This window comes from Burkholderia sp. AU33545, assembly GCF_020419685.1.
Classification (GTDB): domain Bacteria; phylum Pseudomonadota; class Gammaproteobacteria; order Burkholderiales; family Burkholderiaceae; genus Burkholderia; species Burkholderia diffusa.
This window is the reverse complement of record NZ_JAIZRQ010000003.1, coordinates 335,665-351,970: the sequence shown is the minus strand read 5'-3', so window position 1 is coordinate 351,970 and position 16,306 is coordinate 335,665. Positions and strand designations below refer to the sequence as shown.

18 protein-coding genes, 1 tRNA gene and 2 pseudogenes are annotated in these 16,306 nt (G+C 63.7%); 6 read left to right on the top strand and 15 right to left on the bottom strand.

The features are described from left to right. Positions 1 to 5 precede the first annotated feature (5 nt). On the bottom strand, positions 6 to 458 hold the full coding sequence (locus LGM71_RS11685; protein WP_226114902.1) for a type II toxin-antitoxin system HicB family antitoxin: 453 nt from the start codon (positions 456 to 458) through the stop codon (positions 6 to 8). Positions 459 to 831: 373 nt separating this feature from the next. Between LGM71_RS11685 and LGM71_RS11680 the strand changes: the two genes are divergently transcribed. Beyond that, on the top strand, positions 832 to 1,035 hold the full coding sequence (locus tag LGM71_RS11680; RefSeq protein WP_226114901.1) for a hypothetical protein: 204 nt from the start codon (positions 832 to 834) through the stop codon (positions 1,033 to 1,035). 26 nt (positions 1,036 to 1,061) lie between these two features. Here the strand turns inward: LGM71_RS11680 and LGM71_RS11675 are convergent, their stop codons facing one another. The 5 genes and pseudogenes from LGM71_RS11675 to LGM71_RS11655 all read right to left on the bottom strand — a co-directional run bounded on the left by LGM71_RS11675 (position 1,062) and on the right by LGM71_RS11655 (position 5,673). Beyond that, positions 1,062 to 1,295, bottom strand: coding sequence for a hypothetical protein (locus tag LGM71_RS11675; protein ID WP_226114900.1), 234 nt, complete (start codon positions 1,293 to 1,295; stop codon positions 1,062 to 1,064). A gap of 53 nt (positions 1,296 to 1,348) precedes the next feature. Next, positions 1,349 to 3,886, bottom strand: a complete 2,538-nt coding sequence (gene mgtA / locus LGM71_RS11670; RefSeq protein WP_226114899.1) for a magnesium-translocating P-type ATPase — start codon at positions 3,884 to 3,886, stop codon at positions 1,349 to 1,351. A 201-nt stretch (positions 3,887 to 4,087) separates the two neighbouring features. Next, positions 4,088 to 4,198: pseudogene (locus tag LGM71_RS11665) on the bottom strand (Crp/Fnr family transcriptional regulator); the annotation flags it as partial. A gap of 129 nt (positions 4,199 to 4,327) precedes the next feature. Beyond that, positions 4,328 to 4,549, bottom strand: a complete 222-nt coding sequence (locus tag LGM71_RS11660; protein WP_059599497.1) for a hypothetical protein — start codon at positions 4,547 to 4,549, stop codon at positions 4,328 to 4,330. Positions 4,550 to 5,019: 470 nt separating this feature from the next. Next, positions 5,020 to 5,673: a response regulator transcription factor gene (locus tag LGM71_RS11655; protein ID WP_226115143.1), complete on the bottom strand. Its 654-nt coding sequence runs from the start codon at positions 5,671 to 5,673 to the stop codon at positions 5,020 to 5,022. Between the two features lie 335 nt (positions 5,674 to 6,008). On the opposite strand from LGM71_RS11655, the gene LGM71_RS11650 reads away from it, so the two are divergent. Then, positions 6,009 to 6,188: a hypothetical protein gene (locus LGM71_RS11650; protein ID WP_226114898.1), complete on the top strand. Its 180-nt coding sequence runs from the start codon at positions 6,009 to 6,011 to the stop codon at positions 6,186 to 6,188. 114 nt (positions 6,189 to 6,302) lie between these two features. Here LGM71_RS11650 and LGM71_RS11645 read toward each other — a convergent pair whose 3' ends face one another. After that, complete coding sequence (locus tag LGM71_RS11645; RefSeq protein WP_226114897.1) at positions 6,303 to 7,022, bottom strand: Bax inhibitor-1/YccA family protein; 720 nt, start codon at positions 7,020 to 7,022, stop codon at positions 6,303 to 6,305. Positions 7,023 to 7,288: 266 nt separating this feature from the next. Here LGM71_RS11645 and LGM71_RS11640 point away from each other — a divergent pair, with 266 nt between their 5' ends. After that, on the top strand, positions 7,289 to 7,456 hold the full coding sequence (locus LGM71_RS11640) for an oleate hydratase (protein ID WP_226114896.1): 168 nt from the start codon (positions 7,289 to 7,291) through the stop codon (positions 7,454 to 7,456). A 401-nt stretch (positions 7,457 to 7,857) separates the two neighbouring features. Further along, the gene (locus LGM71_RS11635; RefSeq protein WP_124904847.1) at positions 7,858 to 8,640 is read left to right on the top strand and encodes a helix-turn-helix domain-containing protein; all 783 of its coding nucleotides are present in this window, start codon (positions 7,858 to 7,860) and stop codon (positions 8,638 to 8,640) included. A 14-nt stretch (positions 8,641 to 8,654) separates the two neighbouring features. Here the strand turns inward: LGM71_RS11635 and LGM71_RS11630 are convergent, their stop codons facing one another. Beyond that, positions 8,655 to 8,876, bottom strand: coding sequence for a DUF3562 domain-containing protein (locus LGM71_RS11630; protein WP_124904845.1), 222 nt, complete (start codon positions 8,874 to 8,876; stop codon positions 8,655 to 8,657). Between the two features lie 226 nt (positions 8,877 to 9,102). Here LGM71_RS11630 and LGM71_RS11625 point away from each other — a divergent pair, with 226 nt between their 5' ends. Together LGM71_RS11625 and LGM71_RS11620 are read left to right on the top strand one after the other, a co-directional pair. Then, positions 9,103 to 9,432 (top strand): c-type cytochrome, encoded by a 330-nt coding sequence (locus LGM71_RS11625; RefSeq protein ID WP_413226868.1) that lies wholly within the window; start codon positions 9,103 to 9,105, stop codon positions 9,430 to 9,432. Positions 9,433 to 9,502: 70 nt separating this feature from the next. Then, positions 9,503 to 9,877: a DUF3564 family protein gene (locus LGM71_RS11620; RefSeq protein ID WP_124629801.1), complete on the top strand. Its 375-nt coding sequence runs from the start codon at positions 9,503 to 9,505 to the stop codon at positions 9,875 to 9,877. A 120-nt stretch (positions 9,878 to 9,997) separates the two neighbouring features. Here LGM71_RS11620 and LGM71_RS11615 read toward each other — a convergent pair whose 3' ends face one another. The 7 genes and pseudogenes from LGM71_RS11615 to fdhE all read right to left on the bottom strand — a co-directional run bounded on the left by LGM71_RS11615 (position 9,998) and on the right by fdhE (position 16,272). Continuing rightward, positions 9,998 to 10,309 (bottom strand): hypothetical protein, encoded by a 312-nt coding sequence (locus LGM71_RS11615; RefSeq protein ID WP_226115141.1) that lies wholly within the window; start codon positions 10,307 to 10,309, stop codon positions 9,998 to 10,000. 407 nt (positions 10,310 to 10,716) lie between these two features. Beyond that, positions 10,717 to 11,211, bottom strand: a complete 495-nt coding sequence (locus LGM71_RS11610; protein ID WP_151050448.1) for a DUF2964 family protein — start codon at positions 11,209 to 11,211, stop codon at positions 10,717 to 10,719. Between the two features lie 56 nt (positions 11,212 to 11,267). Beyond that, positions 11,268 to 11,489, bottom strand: a pseudogene (locus tag LGM71_RS11605) (alcohol dehydrogenase); the annotation flags it as partial. Positions 11,490 to 11,777: 288 nt separating this feature from the next. After that, a tRNA-Sec gene (locus LGM71_RS11600) sits at positions 11,778 to 11,873 on the bottom strand. A 28-nt stretch (positions 11,874 to 11,901) separates the two neighbouring features. Further along, positions 11,902 to 13,827, bottom strand: a complete 1,926-nt coding sequence (selB, locus tag LGM71_RS11595; RefSeq protein WP_226114895.1) for a selenocysteine-specific translation elongation factor — start codon at positions 13,825 to 13,827, stop codon at positions 11,902 to 11,904. After that, a complete protein-coding gene (gene selA / locus LGM71_RS11590; protein ID WP_226114894.1) occupies positions 13,824 to 15,263 on the bottom strand; it encodes an L-seryl-tRNA(Sec) selenium transferase in 1,440 nt (479 codons plus the stop codon). Before selA ends, selB begins: the two co-directional genes overlap by 4 nt. Before the next feature lie 73 nt (positions 15,264 to 15,336). Further along, positions 15,337 to 16,272, bottom strand: coding sequence for a formate dehydrogenase accessory protein FdhE (fdhE, locus tag LGM71_RS11585; RefSeq protein WP_226114893.1), 936 nt, complete (start codon positions 16,270 to 16,272; stop codon positions 15,337 to 15,339). Between the last annotated feature and the right edge of the window lie 34 nt (positions 16,273 to 16,306).

The window sequence follows — 16,306 nt, the reverse complement described above, 5'->3', positions numbered from 1 at the left end:
CACCGTCAAACCGCTTCCGACAGCGATTTCACGTCGGGTTCGAAACGCACCGCGACGTGCGGTGCAGATCGGTCGGTGGCATTCGCACACGCCATCGACACGAATGCATCGCGAGTCGTGTGCAGCGCGCTCGCCTTCAGGTCGATGTCGCGCACAATGCATTTCGGTAGGCACAGCTCGATCCTCACGGAACTCGAGGTCATGCCGGTCAGGTCGATATCGAAGAACCGCCAGATTCCATCACCCACGTCGATATCCGACGCCTGCAATATCGACATATCCGTGGTCGGCGGCGGTACAAGACGCTCGGAACGGTCATAGTAGGCCCTGACCTGTCGCGCCGCAGCCACCAGCAACTCGTCATACGAGTCACCCTCCACATCGATTTCCGGAAAATCCGGAAGCGCGCCGTGATAGCGAGGATTCCCGCGCCGCGTGATATAGACCGGATATTTCATGACGCGCTCCTGACGGAAAATGCAACGAAAGTCATCATGCATGGCGGGGCTCGACGAATCTGTACGCTGAAGAACAGTCTGCGCGGCGCGTTTGATCGCGCTTGAGGTGCGAGGGACGCGATCCCGCACGCCTGGCCTGTATACGCCGTCGTCCATGTACGGCAGCGTACCGACTGCCGAAGCGGGCAGACGCATGGTGGTAGTTCACGCGCAGATTGGCGATGGACCGTGGACTTCATGACGAGGGGGACGTCGTGATGGACGTAGGCCGTTGCGCCCCCGTTTCGCCTCATATCGTCTGCGCTGTTTGATTCGACTCAAGCAGTACAAGCCTGAACCATGACGCAACGCGATTCCCTGACGGAGCCGTTTGATGAAAGATCACCCGAAGCGAGAAAAAAATACCAAGGACAACCAACAAGAACAGGCTGAAGCGCGCGCAACCGACGACGGCATGCCGGTCGTGAGTCCGCAGCGAAAAAAGCGGTATCCCCTTTTGTGGAAAGCCGTCACGCCCAGACGATATATTTCCGACGCAAGGAAACGTCTCGGCATGGGTTTTCTATCGACCCTGTAACGTTTCCGTAGTCAACCTCCTCGCACTCAAACAGAACGGGGAGCCGCCCCAGCAAGGCGGAACGGGAAGCCGGCCGAAACGCCGGCTTTTTTCCTTTGCACGTCGCCCGTCACGATGAACGGCGCTCGGTCGATTCTGATTCCGAGTTCGATGGTGGACAGCCTGAACCCGGTTCTGGCATTGGCGATTGCCGTGCACGACGTGACCGATTCGACTTCGGTGCCGACGCTCAAGACAGCAGCATAGAAGTGCGACGGCATGTCGACGGCCCTGGCTATCGGAAAACCAGCGGCCGCAGTCGTGTTGCGCCGGATCAATGCGCCGCAAAAAATCGGTAAAACAATTGCTTAATCCATTCCACCGCGACCAAATAGCAGAGCAGCATTACCAGTAGAATCAGGAAGAACTGCGGCGGGGGTGCGACGAAGCCGAAAAGCGCTGCAATCGGCATGAAGGGCAATGCGCCGGCGATCAGCACGACCGCGAGCGAGGTAATTGTCAACACACGGCTTGGCCGACTCTTGAACGGACTGCCCTGCGTTCGAATGATAAATATCACCAGCACCTGAGTGGCAATCGATTCAATGAACCAGCCCGTGTGAAATAGCGCCTCGCCCGCATTGAACACCTTCAGCATGATGAAGAACGTCAAGAAATCGAAGACCGAGCTCACTGGGCCGACCACCCACATGAAATTTCGAATGAACTTCGTATCCCAATGCTTGGGATGAGCAAGAAAATCGTCGTCTACGTTATCCATCGGAATAGGCAATTCCGAAACATCGTAAAGCAGATTGTTGAGGAGAATCTGCGCCGGCAGCATCGGCAAAAAGGCGAGAAACATCGTTGCGCCCGCCATGCTGAACATGTTGCCGAAATTCGAGCTGGTTCCCATCATGATGTACTTCATGATGTTGGCGAAGGTCCGTCGGCCCTCCAGGACGCCAGCACGCAATACGTTCAAGTCTTGCCGCAGCAAGATCATCGCTGCCGCCGCCTTGGCCACGTCTACCGCGCTATCGACCGAAATACCGATATCCGCGGAATGAAGCGAGGGTGCGTCATTGATCCCGTCGCCAAGATAACCGACGGTATGTCCTTGGGCTTTCAGGTTCAGGATGACGCGGTTTTTCTGCGCGGGCGTGACGCGGCAAAGCAGGTTGGCCTTCTTGATCTGCACCGCTAGCGCGGTATCGTCCATTTGCTGCATTTCGTTGCCGGTGAGTACCCCCGTGACTGGTACGCCAAGTTGTGTAAACACGTGTCGGGTGACCAGCTCACTGTCACCGGTGACGATCTTGACGTCCACGCCGATTTCCGCCAACTCCTTGAGCGCCTTGGACGCGCTGGGCTTGGGGGGATCGAGGAAGGCCGCAAAGCCGGCGAAGATCAGCTCGGTTTCGTCACTCAGACCCGCGTGCAAGCAGTCCGACGCGACCGAACGCCACGCGATGCCAAGCACTTTGAAGCCTTCTCGCTCAAGGCTGTCGTGCAATGCCTGGATGGTCGCCAGCGTGGCTTCATCCAGAGGTTGCGTCCCCAGTGCTTCTCCACGCGCGTATTGTGTGGACAGTCTGAGAATATCCTCCGGCGCGCCCTTTACCACCAGCAACCGCTGCTGGGCATCATCGAGCAACACCGACACACGCCTGCGCTCGAAATCGAACGGCACTTCGTCGATCTTGCGCCAATGACCGACCTCGATCTCGGTGTGCTCAAGGATGGCGGCGTCCAGGGGGCTTTTGAGGCCGGTTTCAAAATAGCTATTGAGGTAAGCCAACTGCAGCACCTGCGCGCTGTCTCGCCCTTGCACATCCAGATGCCGTTCCAAATGGATGCGTGCCTCGGTCAGCGTGCCGGTCTTGTCGGTGCACAGCACGTCCATGCTGCCGAGGTTATGAATCGCAGCGAGCTGCTTTACGATGACATGCTGCCGGGCCATGCGCAGTGCGCCACGCGAGAGCGTTACTGTAACCACCATCGGCAGGAGTTCCGGCGTCAGCCCGACCGCAAGCGCGATAGCGAACAGAAACGACTCCAGGAAGGGGCGATGGAAGAGCGCATTGACCAGAAACACAAAAAGCACCAGCAGCACGGTCAGGCGCATGATCAGCATGCCAAAACTATGCGTACCCAGCTCAAAAGCCGTGGGCGGAGCCTTTTCCACCAGCGAATCGGCGATGCTGCCAACGGCGGTATCCGAACCAATCTGGCACACCATCGCCCTTGCCATCCCGCTTATGGCGGACGTTCCCATGAAGACGGCGTTTTCGGCCTGACTGAGGTCGCCCGTCGGCTCAGCGAGGTCGGCTGCATGTTTCTCAACTGGGTAAGATTCGCCTGTCAGCAACGCCTGGTTGACAAAGAAATCCTTAGCCTCGATCAAGCGGCAATCGGCCGGCATGAGATCGCCAGCGGTAAGCAGAACCACATCGCCAGGAACCAGCGTGGCGATCGGCACGTCCTGTGGATGTCCATCGCGTATCACCGTTGCGCGAACGGCAACCGTTTGTTTGAGCTGTTCCGCAGCCTGCCCGGCCCGATACTCCTGAACGAAATCCAGGGTCACGCTGACAAGAACGATGACCCAAATGACCACGAATCCGGTGACCTCGCCAGTCAGCGCCGACACGGCACTGGCGGCGAGCAGGATCATCACGAGGGGATTCCTGAAGTGATTCAGATACTGTAGCAACAGGGACCGTTCACCGCGCGAGCGCAGTGTATTGGGGCCGAAGCGCACTGCCCTTTGGCGTGCTTCCGACTGGCTCAAGCCCTCACCCGATGATGCTAAATCGGCCTGGAGTGCAGCAGAAGGCTGGTTCCAAAAGTAAGATCCCGGCTGATCCATTGCGTACACCTTATGCGGAAACTGCGCGTTCGCGCCAGGCAACCGAAGACTGCTCGAGGTCCAAACGTCAGCACAAGAGGCTGTGACGGCCCCGAGGTTCGCCGTGAGCGGCAGCGTGCCTGTTGCGGTTCTTGTCGATGGATTCCCGGAGATCTATGACTGTTGATTTGTACCAAATCTTGACCCATGGAGGGTCAGGATTCGGTGCAAATCAACAGTCTGCGCCATTTGAGTGATGAGCGCCTGGATGTAGCGCAACAACAGTCGCTGCATCGACGCGCCTTGGCGGAACTCGTCTTTCAGGGCGCGTGCGAAATTTGCACAGGAACTACTTCCGGCAATGCTGCCAGAAAATGATTCTCGATGATGGATTGCTGACCAGACACACGTCACTCGTGATGCGGCCTCTACCACATGCTCCGGCGACGCGAGGCGTTGCGCTTAGGACTCGAGTTCGCGAAGCAGACGTTGCGCGAGGATCTTGGCGTCTTCCAGCGCGAGATCGTACTGCTCTCTGTCAGTATCAGTCTGGTATGGGGAATCATCGTTCGGCCCTTCAGCGGCGCGGCGCAGATACACATATCCCCGGAACGTACCGTGAGCAGATTCCATTACACGAATGCGTGCGCAATGTGTTGTTGTACTGAATATGAGATCGTCCATGATGGCCCTTCATTCATATTTTGTCATCCTATCACTCCGGGCGATCAGGAACATCACCTTGATTCCAGACAGATAGATGCCGAGTCGCTCTCGGCTTCTTTCAGGGCGGGGACCCGTGCGCAAATTTTGCGCCACAATTTATCCGGACGGCAGCCGGTCATTACCGCTGCGGTTTACTGCAGTCGAATTCTCGTCGACGTATTACTCCTGAAATCGGTACAACCAGATACGGCCCCATCAGTTCAACGACGGACTGCCGCCTGCTTTTGCGGAAGAAAAGCTTGACGCAGCATCCGGGATGAGTTGACCGCCACACTTCCTCCGTGGCCCTGTGAAACCGCATGACCTGCGGCCCCTCACCACACTCGCATTGCCATTATCGAACTCAAGAACGATCGTGCATCGCATGGCGGCTCCGCATCTCGACGTTAGCGAGCGATGCGCTTCCACGCGGACGATTCCCGGTCCTTTTAACGGCTTCCGTCAACACCAAGATCCAGCAGCTGGTGACGTAGCGCAAAGCGAACCATGTCTGATTCGTTATTCAGGTCCAGTTTTTCCAGAATGCGCGACTTGTATGTGCTGACTGTCTTGATGCTGAGGTCCAGGCTTCCGGCCATCTGCGAAATCGATTGTCCTGATGCCAGGCCGACCAGGATCTCGAACTCCCGCGCGGTCAGGCGATGATGTGCGAGCGCCTCACTGTCGCCGTTGGTGACTTGCGCCAGCAGATCGCCCACCATCGTGCTCACGTATACCCCACCGTCGGCAAGCTTTCGAACCGCGTCGATCAGGTCCGACCGCGAGCAAGTCTTCGAAAGATATCCCGAAGCCCCGGCCCTGAACGCCCGCACCGCATGGGTCTGTTCGGACTGCGCGGTCAGAACGAGCACCCGAACCTCCTGATGCTCCTTCTTGATTTTCCTGATGAGTTCGACCCCGTGAATGCCGGACATCGCCAATCCGAGCGACAACACGCGCGGCTTCACAGCGCTCACGAGTTCGAGCGTGCCGGCGCCATCTGTGGCTTCACCGGCGACCTCGACGTCGTCAACGTCCGCGAGGACGCTACGCACACCTGCCCGCATGACGGCATGTGCGTCGGAAATCACCATTTTGATCATGGCAAACACCCATTCATTCGGCAAGCGAACCAACCCGCGATGGCGGGCGATTTACTGGCACTGATTTGTTTTAAAGCATGGGATCGGGGATGCGTCTGGTCTGCACGCTGCCGTACAAAGTCCGGCGGCACGGACCGAGCGCCGCGACACGCGCACCTACGGCGACGCAAGGGTCCTTCGAATCCGGTGCGAATATCGAGCGATACCCCGAAGTGGCCCCCCCTTGATCCAGATCAGCACGCAAGGCGGGCAGGTGCCGATGCTGTTCATACGGCGTCAAGAGTGTTCCAGCCTGCCGTACAACGTCATCTATACACACGCCAAAGGAGGTCGCCATGCGCACCGAACGGATAAATGAGCTATGGGCCGAATTTGATGACCTTGCTTCGAAAAGCGAAAGCGAGGATGTTCAATTTCTGATCCGGGCGATCAAGCTGCATGCAGAGCTGGTGAATGCCCGACTCGCCGCGCTCGAGGCGTTGGGCGGCGTCAACGTTCAAACCAAACCGACGTAATGTGCGACCGGTGTCGGGTGGCCGGGCCAGATTCATCCCGGCGCCTGTTTGCTCCGGCGGTGATCCCGCCGGTGCTTGCCGTACGGCCCCCTGCCCCTGGCCGCCACCGCTCGCCTAGCTGCGGCGGTTACCAAAGAGCCGCATCAGCATCAGGAAGAGGTTGAGAAAGTCGAGATAGAGCGCAAGCGCCCCCAGGATCGCCTTCTTGCCGGCGATCTCGTATTCTTCGTCCGCTATGTAGATGCGCTTGATGCGTTGCGTGTCGTACGCGGTGAGTCCCGTGAACACGAGCACGCCGATCACGGAAACGACAAACTGCAGCGCCGACGAAACCAGGAAGAGATTCACGACCCCCGCGATGATGATGCCGATCAGTCCCATGAACAGAAAGGAGCCGAAGCGCGAGAGATCGGCCCGTGTCGTGTAGCCATAGAGGCTCGTTGCACCGAACGTGGCCGCGCTGATGAAGAAAACGCGCGCAATGCTCTCGCCCGTATACACGAGGAAGATGCCGGAAAGGGAGAGCCCGACCAGCGCGGCGTAGGCCCAGAAACTGATCTGCGCCGCGCCGAAGCTGATGTGCTCGATGCGGAAGCTCAGAAACATGACCAGCGCCAGCGGTGCGAGCAGCAGCACCCAGAAGAGGGGTGTTCCGGCGATCGACCGGTAAAACCCGGTTGACGCGCCGAGGTACGCAACGGCACCCGTCAGCGCCAGGCCCCCGGCCATATAGTTGTAGATGCGCCGCACATACTGCCGAAGGCCGACGTCGTCGCCGCTCAATACGCGCTGCGACTCTTCTGCTCGCGCCCCCTGTCGAAAGTCATTTCCCATCGTCGATTCTCCTCGGATCGCAGTCGTGCGGCCGTGCTTCGTCCTGGCCACGCCCATACTCAATCTCGCCCCTCGGGCAACCGAGCACCTTGACTCACATCAAGCCCATCCGGCGCCGTACCCGCATTACAGGGCCTCGCGCGCTTGCGAATTGCAGCAGCGCGATACGGCGTCCTCGAACGTCGACAGAGGTGTCAACCAATCTTCCCAAGGGCTTTTCCATGCAACGCAGCACACAGGATTCGGATCGAGCCGCTCGCCAACGCGTGGCCGGCATCGATCGGGACAGCAGCCGGTTCTATCTGGTCGGCGGCGGCATCGCATCGATGGCGGCGGCAGCCCTTCTGATCCGGGACGGCGCCATGCCGCGCGATGCGGCGCTCGAGCGTCATGCGATGCAGCACTCGAGGTTCGACGACCAGGACGGCATCTGACAGCCGACGGCAGGCGCTTACCCACGCTGGAGCACCCGGGCGACGCCAACGAGGGTTTTCAAGCGCCGTAGCCGTTGTCAGCATCCTCCTACAGCCGTTCTCCAAACCCTACGTGACTTTCCATCCCTGCCGATTTCGGTCTGGCCGCGCGCGAACCATACTGATTCATAGGGAGTTCCGGGCGCCGATCATGCCGTCGCCAGCGTCGCGCGACAATGGCGCAGCACTGTTGTTCCGCGTACCGGATCGCGGCCGTCGCACAGACTAAATCGCCAGATTCCGAACTGTGCACGGCCTGCAAATGACCAGGAACGAATTTTTCGGCCAGATCGACCGCGCCACTGCATGACGCACCATCCATGCAGTGGCGCCGCACCCGACCGAGTGACGAGGAGCAGATCATGCCGACCGCCCAAGCCCACGAAAATGCCCGTCCCGCCGTCGCGTACGGGATGACGCTCGCACTTCATCCCGTCGATCGGGACGAGCGATTGAAGCACCCCGGCGCGCATTGCTCGACCTGCTCGGTCCGTTCGGCGTGCATGCCGGCGGAACTCGACGATGCAGACCTGGCCATCCTCGACGAGGTCGTCTGCACGACCCGCTCGGTCAAGCGGGGCGAGTCGCTGTTCCGCGCGCACGATACGTTCCAGAGCCTCTATTCGGTCCGCACCGGCTCATTCAAGACGATCGTCATGCATCGCGACGGCCAGGAGCAAGTGACCGGATTCCAGATCGTCGGGGAAACGCTCGGTCTCGACGGCGTGTGCAGCGGGCGTCACAACGGCGATGCGATCGCGCTGGAGGACAGCACGGTCTGCATCATCCCGTTCGGCCAGCTGGAGAAGGTTTGCGCCAAGGTGCGGTCGATGCAGCACCATCTCCACAAGATGATGAGCGGCGAGATCGTGCGCGAGTCGGGCCTGATGATGCTGCTTGGCACGATGTCGGCGGAACAGCGAGTCGCGGAGTTCCTGCTGAACCTGTCCGAACGCTTCAAGGCGCGCGGCTATTCGTCGGCGGATTTCAACCTGCGCATGACGCGCGAGGAGATTGGCTGCTATCTCGGCATCAAGCTCGAAACGGTCAGCCGGATGCTGTCGAAATTCCAGCGCGACGGACTGATCGCGCCGCACGGCAAGCAGATCCATATCATCGATCTGGCCGGGCTCGCGCGCGTCTGAGCGCTGGCCGCCGCCTAGCCTCCCGGTTTCGGCCCCGGATACCGGCCCGCAGCGTCCGGCGACCGCATGCGCAGGCTCAGGCGACGGATCGCGAATATCCGCAGGTAATCATGCACGCGGGCATCTTTCGTCAGCGTCGCGATTTCGTCGTCGAGCATCCGTCGCAACGCGTCATCCGAAATCGACAGGTCGCGCGCCAAGGCCGCCAACGACGCGAACAACCGATCCTGGTTCATCACCGCCCTCCCGCAAGGCCAAGGCCTTCATCCACGGTCGTCCTGGCTGAATCCATTGATACGCGCGGCAGCGCCACCGCGCTTGACATGAGTCAACAAGCCCCTGATCGATGCGCGGCCCTGACCGCGGATCCAGCCGGCCGGCGAGGGTGTTCCGGAGTTTGACTTGCGTCAATCGCCGACCTGGGACCACGCATAGACTGGATAACTTGCCGGACACCGCGCGATGGCGAGCGCTCGTGTGACACGCATGCCGGGAGACCTGCCCGCACTCGCGTGGCTCGCGGTTGGGACGGCGTCCGCCAAGGTGCCGGCGCCCGCCGCGCTCGTCGACCCGCATCAATGCATGTTCTGCCACACCGCCGACATGTCGTTCCTCGCACCGTCGTTACACCAGATCGCGGACCGGTATCGGGACACACCGCGTGTCGAGGACTTGCTCGCGAACAAGCTGAGACTGGGCGGCCGCGCGCACTGGGGCGACACCGCGATGCGGCTGCCCGCCGAGCGTGGCGGCTCGCTGTCCTCCTGGCACGCGCATACGTTGACTCGCTGAGTCATGAGCCAGCAAAAACGTCGGCCGACGGTGACGGCGGCCGCCCTCCTTCATCGATTCGGAGCCCATCGTGCGAATCACCCTGCATCTCGATACTTTCGCCTGCGACAACCCTTCCGCCTATGCCATTCTCTGGATCGACACGGCCATGGGCCGCTGGTCGCGCGAAGGTCATGCGGGGATGGACCTGCCCGCGTGGGGGACGCTCGTCCGCGACGGCAGCGCCACCCTGATGACGGGCCCCGACAACGCCGGCGCCCTGTGCTGGCTCGACGATTTCGGCCTCGACACACCGTCCGCGCTGTTCGAAGGCCAGGCCGGCATCGCGCGCTGGCTGCGCGATGCCCGGCAGGCGCCCGTGCCTGGCGAATGGCGGGTGCAGTGTGTCGACGATACGGCGGAGATCCCGGAGCACGAGATATTCACGGGCGACGAAGAAGATTAGCCGGACAGGCGGCGCCGGCTGCGCCGCCCCCGTCGCCCTGGCGGATCGACTCACGCCAGGCGAACCGCGGCGGACCGAAGCGTCGTGCCACGGCGAATCGCGTCCGATGCGCGGAACGTGTCAGCGCGGGTTCTCGTGGGTTTCGGCGGCGGCGGTCCCGGCGAGCTGCCACTCCGCAAGATCGAACGCCCGCTGCAGCGCGTCCAAGGGATCCGCGCCCGTCATATGCGGAATGGGACGGAATTCCCCGTTGCGGGTGATCAGATCGAGTCGTACGTCATACGTCGGCTCGCGGGCCGACATGCCCATGGCCTCGATCGCGAGATGGCAGCCGGCCAGTTGCGTACAGAACGGCTCGAGGCGCATCAGCTGGATGCTCGCTTCCGCCTCCAGCCGAGCCGACCCGGCGAAGCCGAAGTAAGCGATCTGCATCCCGATTCCCATGTTCCGCTCCTGTTGATCGCACCGATTGACGGCGAGAGCCGGTTCTTCATCTTCAGTGTGGTGCGTTCGCAATGCCCGATTTCGTGCATCCATCTTCCGTGGCGCTGGGTTTGCATCGTTGATATGAGTCAAGCGACGGACATCGCCGCACGCTGTCCGCCAACCCGCGCCGGTCTCGAGAAATCGTTGCCGAGCATCCAGCCGGGCGGCGGCGCGTCGGGAACCCGCTGCCGGCGCGTTCAGCTGGAGACAGTGCCGGCATCGGCGATCTGCGCCGGCAACTGCCGCAGGCCCGATCGGTGCGCGGGTCGGACAACCGGACCTTCGGCAACACGCACGGCTGGACCCGCACGAAAGCCGGGGCGGTTTCATCCCGGGCGCCATCAGGCATCCGGCTACAGGCGATCGCGCCGGACCCGCACGACTCGCGGGATCGCCGGCCGCCGCATCGCGATCAATCCCCCGACGCCGGAACAACAGGACAGCATGCCGACATAGAGCGCCCAGCCGTCGTGGGCCAGCATGGCGTGCACCGTTGCGATGAGCCCGGCTTGCGACGCGAAGATCGCAACGTTGGCAAAACACTGGCGAAAATCGGTGGGAAACATGCCGCTCTCCTGGAAAGGGATGACGACTACGACGTTTAAGGCATCCTCATGGGTAGCCCGGGCCGCGGAAATCATCGGCACCGGACAGCCGGCCACGCGCGGGAACCGCACGGCCGCGCTGCCCGGCACTGCGCGCCGGATGCCGCGGCGGCGGCCTGCAAGACGGCAGACCGGGTTCTGCCCCCGCCCGCGCCGCCTGCCGCACGAAACCATCGAACGCGGCAGGCGTAGCCACACGTTCATCTTCGAAGCTTCGGAATCCGCAGCGTTGACTTTTATCAAGCGCTGACACCGTTCCGGCTGTCCGTAGAAAAAACGCGGTGCCGCCCGGATTGCCCGACTGCGCCGTCGACGACTCGCAGCGTCCCCCGTTCACGCCAGGCGATGCCGACCGCCTCGATCGCGCAGTCGACGCCGATCCCGTCGGTCAAGGTCAAGGTCATGATCTCGCCGGCCGTGTCGCCCGCGCGAGCGTCGATGCAGTCGGTTGCGCCGAACCGGCGCGCAACCTCGAGCCGGTTCCAGTCGGGATCGATCATGATGATCCACCCGCTTTGATAAGCATGCCGAATTGACATACCGTGGATGAGGACTCGGTGAAAATCAACACGCGATCTGCATATAGAGGCCACCGCCTCCCCGACCCGCAGCGCGCTGAGTCGATGCAACCGTCGTCCAGCCATGTCGCCCTCCCTACCCACCAACCCACATCGCTACCCGCACTTCGTGAGGAAATCGTGCGGGACGTCAACGGTAGCCGCGAGCACGCCGCCACCCGCAAAACGCTTTGAAATCAGCGATGCAGAGGACGTCACCGGAAGAGATCGGAACAGGCCGGAAGGCCAATGTGGCGGAAGGCAGCAGGAGTCGAACCTACCCGGGAGTGTCTGACACCCCCAACCGGATTTGAAGTCCGGCCGTACCACCGGATACGAATGCCTTCCGTGGGAAAAACAAAAGAACGACGAGCGCCTACGCCTGTATACCCACCCAACCGCTGTCAGGCCGCAGGAAGTGAAGATCGCGGTGGAAGCGAGTATACCCAACCCGATCGAAGAATTCGAGAATCTGGATCGCGCGCTTGCGACCGAGCCCGGTCGCGTCGCGAAACGTCGCCGCATCGAGCCCGCCACCGCGCGTCGGGGCGAGAAGCGCCACCAGCCCGGCCAGCTCGCGCACGATATCCGCGTGATAGAACAGGTCGCGCACGACCTGGTGCACGTCGCCGCGTCGCGCGAGCTTGCGCAGCAGCGTGCGCACGGCATCCTCGGCCGCGCCCGTGTCGCGCGCCAGATCGCGGACCCACGGCGGATCGAAGCGCCCCGCACGAATCAGCGGCAGCAGTTGCCGCGCCAGCGCTTCCTCGCGCGCATCGAAACTCACCGAATGCGACGGCAGATGCAGCCACGGCCCGCTTCGCGCAACCTCCCCGCCATCCACCAGCGCATCGACCAGCGCACGCCACAGCGCATCGCCGACGAGCGGCGCCGCCATTCGCCGCAGGCGCGCCGCATCGAGCCCCTGCTCGTCCGGCATGCGCTCGTGATACGCGCGCAGCGTGTCGATCGCCCGCGCCTGCAGCGTATGCCAGTGTGCGCGCGCGATCACCGCGCCGTCGTTCGACGCGCGCTCGCGCTGGCCGATCGCCAGGGCGTCGTCCGGCAACGCGAGCGCGCCGGGCGCGAAGCCCGTCAGGTGCGTGAGCATCGTGCGTGCGATACCGAGCGGCGCCTGCGCAAGCAGTGCATCGAGCCGCCCTTCGTCGAGCCATGCCGCCAATGCGTCGAGCCATGCGCGACGCGCGGGCGTGCGGCGTTTGCGCGCGGGACCGAACGGGTCGAGCACGCGGCCGCCGCCGACGGTGCGCGTCGCCTGCGGATTGCGGACGATGAAGCGATCGCCCGGCAGCGCGAACACGGGTTCGTCGAACACCAGTTGCACGCGCATCTGCTGGCCGGCCGCGAGCGTATCGCCGTCGAGCAGCGCGATGTGCGCGACGCGATGCAGCGTGCCGAGATGCACGTGCAGCGGCGCCCAGTGCGTCAGCGTGAGCCCCGCATCGGCCAGCAACTTCAGGTCGACGTCGAGACGCGGCGACGTCGCGACGAGCCGCGCGTCCGCGACGGTATCGCCACGCTCGACGTCCGCCTTGTCGATGCCGGCCAGGTTCAGCGCGCAGCGCTCGCCCGCGCGGCCCGTGTCGACCGGCCGGTTCTGCGCATGGATGCTGCGCACGCGCGCGGCGGCGCCGGTGCGCACGATCGCGAGCGTGTCGCCGGTCGCCACGCGGCCCGCGAACGCGGTACCCGTCACGACGGTGCCCAGCCCGGCGAGCGTGAACACGCGATCGACCGCGAGCCGGAACAGGCCGTCGTCGCGGCGTGCACGCCACGCGAGCGCCGCATCGGCGAGATGACGCTTCAATGCGGCGACACCCGGATCGTCCGCGCGCGTCGCGCAGGTTTCGAAGATCGGCGCGCCGTCGAGCGTCGTGCCGTGCAGCCACGCGGCAATCTCGTCGCGCACCGCCGACAGGCGTGCGGCGTCGACGCGATCGCACTTCGTCAGCGCGACCGCGCCATGCGTGATGCCGAGCAGTTGCAGGATCGCGAGATGCTCGCGGGTCTGCGGCATCACGCCGTCGTCGGCGGCGATCACGAGCAACGCGAAGTCGATGCCGCACGCGCCGGCCGCCATCGTATGAATCAGCTTCTCGTGGCCCGGCACGTCGATCAGGCCGAGCACGTCGCCATTCTCGAGCGGCGTATACGCATAACCGAGTTCGATCGAGATGCCGCGCGCCTTCTCTTCCTTCAAGCGATCGGTATCGACGCCCGTCAGCGCGCGCACCAGCGTCGTCTTGCCGTGGTCGATGTGCCCTGCGGTTCCGACGATCATGCAGCCGGCCCCGCGACCTGCACGCATTGCGCGACGAATGCCGCTTCATCTGCCGCTTCGAGGCAGCGCAGGTCGAGCCGCAGCGCATTGTCGGCGATGCGGCCGATCACCGGACGCGGCCATTCGCGCAGTTTCTTTTCGAGTTGCGCGAGCGCCCGGCCGCCGCGCTTGCCGTCCGACGTGCGCACGACGAGCCCGGCGCTCGGCAACTGATCGACCGGCAGCGCACCGCTGCCGATCTGGCTGAACATCGGCTCGACCGTCACGTCGAAACCGCTGTCGAGCGCGGCCTGCAACGCCGGGCGCACACGTTCGGCGGCCTCGGCGATATCGCGCTGCGGCCGCGTCAGCAGGCGCAACGTGGTGAGCCGCTCGCGCAGGAACTCCGGCGCCCGGTAGAGCCGCAGCACGGGTTCAAGCGCGGCGAGCGTCAGCTTGCCGACGCGCAGCGCGCGCTTGAGCGGATGTTTCTTGATCTTCGCGACGAGCGCACGATCGCCGACGATCAGGCCGGCCTGCGGCCCGCCGAGCAGCTTGTCGCCGCTGAACGTGACGAGGTTCGCGCCGGCCGCGACCGTCTCCTGCACTGTCGTCTCGTGCGGCAGGCCCCATTGCGACAGATCGGCGAGCGTGCCGCTGCCGAGATCGACGGCGACGGGCAGCCCGTGCTCGCGCGCGAGCGGCGCGAGTTCGGCCAGCGTCACTTCCTTCGTGAAGCCGCTGATCGCGTAGTTGCTGCAGTGCACCTTCATCAGAAGCGCGGTGCGCGGGCCGATCGCGTCCGCGTAGTCGCGCAGATGGGTGCGGTTGGTGGTGCCGACCTCGCGCAGCCTTGCGCCCGCGCGGCTCATGATGTCGGGGATGCGGAATGCGCCGCCGATCTCGACCAGCTCGCCGCGCGACACGACGACTTCCCGCTTCGTCGCGAGCGCGGACAGCGCCAGCAGCACGGCCGCCGCGTTGTTGTTGACGACGGTCGCGGCTTCCGCGCCCGTCAGTTCGCACAGCAGATCGTCGATCAGGTCGTCGCGATCGCCGCGACGACCCGTGGCCAGATCGAATTCGAGGTTGACCGGCCGAGTGAGCACGTCGACCACCGCGCGCACCGCGTCGTCGGGCAACAGCGCGCGCCCGAGGTTCGTGTGCAGCACGGTGCCGGTCAGGTTGAACACGGTACGCATCGCGCCCGTGCTCTGCGCGGCCAGCGTGCGCGCGACGGCTGCGGCGATGCGCGGCTCGTCGAGCGGTTCGGCGGCCGCCGGATCGTGCTGCGCGGCGGTACGCCAGCGTTCGAGCTCGGCGCGCACTGCGTTCAGCACGCGCGTGCGGCCATAGTCGGCGAGCAGCGGTTGCAGCGGCGCCGACGACAGCACACGCTCGACCGACGGCACGCGCGCCAGCACGGCATTCAGTTCATTCAAACCCGGTTCGGTCACGTCGTGGTGGCTCCAGTCTCATGCTTCGCAGTCGGCCGGCGCCGGCGCTCGCGCACCGCCCCGGCGACTGCCGTCAATCCGCTTCCCGCGAGACGTCCGGCCACAGCAGCGGGTTCGGCGAACTGCGCTGGTAGCCGGCCTCGTTCATCAACAGGTCGAGCGTGAGACTCGCGAGATCGTCCGCCAGCGGCTCGAACTCGTAGTCCTTGTCCTGATAGCCGATCTTGCGATAGGTCTTGCACTCGTCGCACGATTCGGCCTTGACGGCTTCGCTGCCACCCTCGATCCCGTGATACGCGATGCCCTTCGTCGAGTCGCAATGCGAGCACTTCGTGCGCACCATGTGCCATTCGGTCGTGCACAGCCCGCATTGCAGGAAGCGGTAGCCCTGGTACTGGCCGCCGACCCGCACGACGCTCGCGACCGGATGCGTGCCGCACACGGGGCACAGCCCCGGCTGGTCGAGGTACGGAACGTCGGCCGGCGAAACGCGGCTGGCGAGATCCGTCCAGACGACCTGTAGCGCCGCCATCAGGAACGGCGCGGTGGCCGGATCGACTTCGGCGAAGCGCAGCGCGAGGACCGCGTCGGCCTGCGCGTCGAGTTCGGCGGGCGCCATCAGGCGCAGCCGGTCGAGCAGCTTCGCGAGCTGCGGGTTGACCAGCCCGGCGCCTTCTACCCGGTCGAGCAGTTCGTACAGCACGGCGCGCCAGCGCGGGTCGCGCTCGCTGCCGAGCGCCGGCACGAGCGGCATCGAATGCTGCTGAGCACGTGCGATCGCTTCCTTCGACGGCAGCGGCAGCTCCAGCGTCTGCAGCGTCGCGTGCTGCGCATCGGCGACGGTGGCCATCAGCCGCAGGTAGCCGCTGATCGGGTTCAGGTCGGCCAGCTTGCGCAGCCGCGCGGCGCGGGCCGAGAACGCGGTGGCGCGCTCCGGCAGGCGAAAGCGCGGGATGGCCGAATGATCGAGTGCCGAGATCTCGGTCGGTTCGAGAATGCGTTGTGTCACAAAAATGTCTTCCAAATAAACAAGCGCCGACAGG

Excerpts from the sequence above, each read along its gene's own strand:
- mgtA (WP_226114899.1), bottom strand. The coding sequence starts at position 3,886 with ATGGATCAGCCGGGATCTTACTTTTGGAACCAGCCTTCTGCTGCACTC.
- LGM71_RS11615 (WP_226115141.1), bottom strand. The coding sequence starts at position 10,309 with ATGCAGATCGCTTACTTCGGCTTCGCCGGGTCGGCTCGGCTGGAGGCG.
- LGM71_RS11645 (WP_226114897.1), bottom strand. The coding sequence starts at position 7,022 with ATGGGAAATGACTTTCGACAGGGGGCGCGAGCAGAAGAGTCGCAGCGC.
- LGM71_RS11650 (WP_226114898.1), top strand. The coding sequence starts at position 6,009 with ATGCGCACCGAACGGATAAATGAGCTATGGGCCGAATTTGATGACCTT.
- LGM71_RS11675 (WP_226114900.1), bottom strand. The coding sequence starts at position 1,295 with ATGCCGTCGCACTTCTATGCTGCTGTCTTGAGCGTCGGCACCGAAGTC.
- LGM71_RS11655 (WP_226115143.1), bottom strand. The coding sequence starts at position 5,673 with ATGATCAAAATGGTGATTTCCGACGCACATGCCGTCATGCGGGCAGGT.
- LGM71_RS11625 (WP_413226868.1), top strand. The coding sequence starts at position 9,103 with ATGGCGAGCGCTCGTGTGACACGCATGCCGGGAGACCTGCCCGCACTC.
- LGM71_RS11685 (WP_226114902.1), bottom strand. The coding sequence starts at position 458 with ATGAAATATCCGGTCTATATCACGCGGCGCGGGAATCCTCGCTATCAC.
- LGM71_RS11660 (WP_059599497.1), bottom strand. The coding sequence starts at position 4,549 with ATGGACGATCTCATATTCAGTACAACAACACATTGCGCACGCATTCGT.
- LGM71_RS11635 (WP_124904847.1), top strand. The coding sequence starts at position 7,858 with ATGCCGACCGCCCAAGCCCACGAAAATGCCCGTCCCGCCGTCGCGTAC.
- selB (WP_226114895.1), bottom strand. The coding sequence starts at position 13,827 with ATGATCGTCGGAACCGCAGGGCACATCGACCACGGCAAGACGACGCTG.
- LGM71_RS11630 (WP_124904845.1), bottom strand. The coding sequence starts at position 8,876 with ATGAACCAGGATCGGTTGTTCGCGTCGTTGGCGGCCTTGGCGCGCGAC.
- LGM71_RS11680 (WP_226114901.1), top strand. The coding sequence starts at position 832 with ATGAAAGATCACCCGAAGCGAGAAAAAAATACCAAGGACAACCAACAA.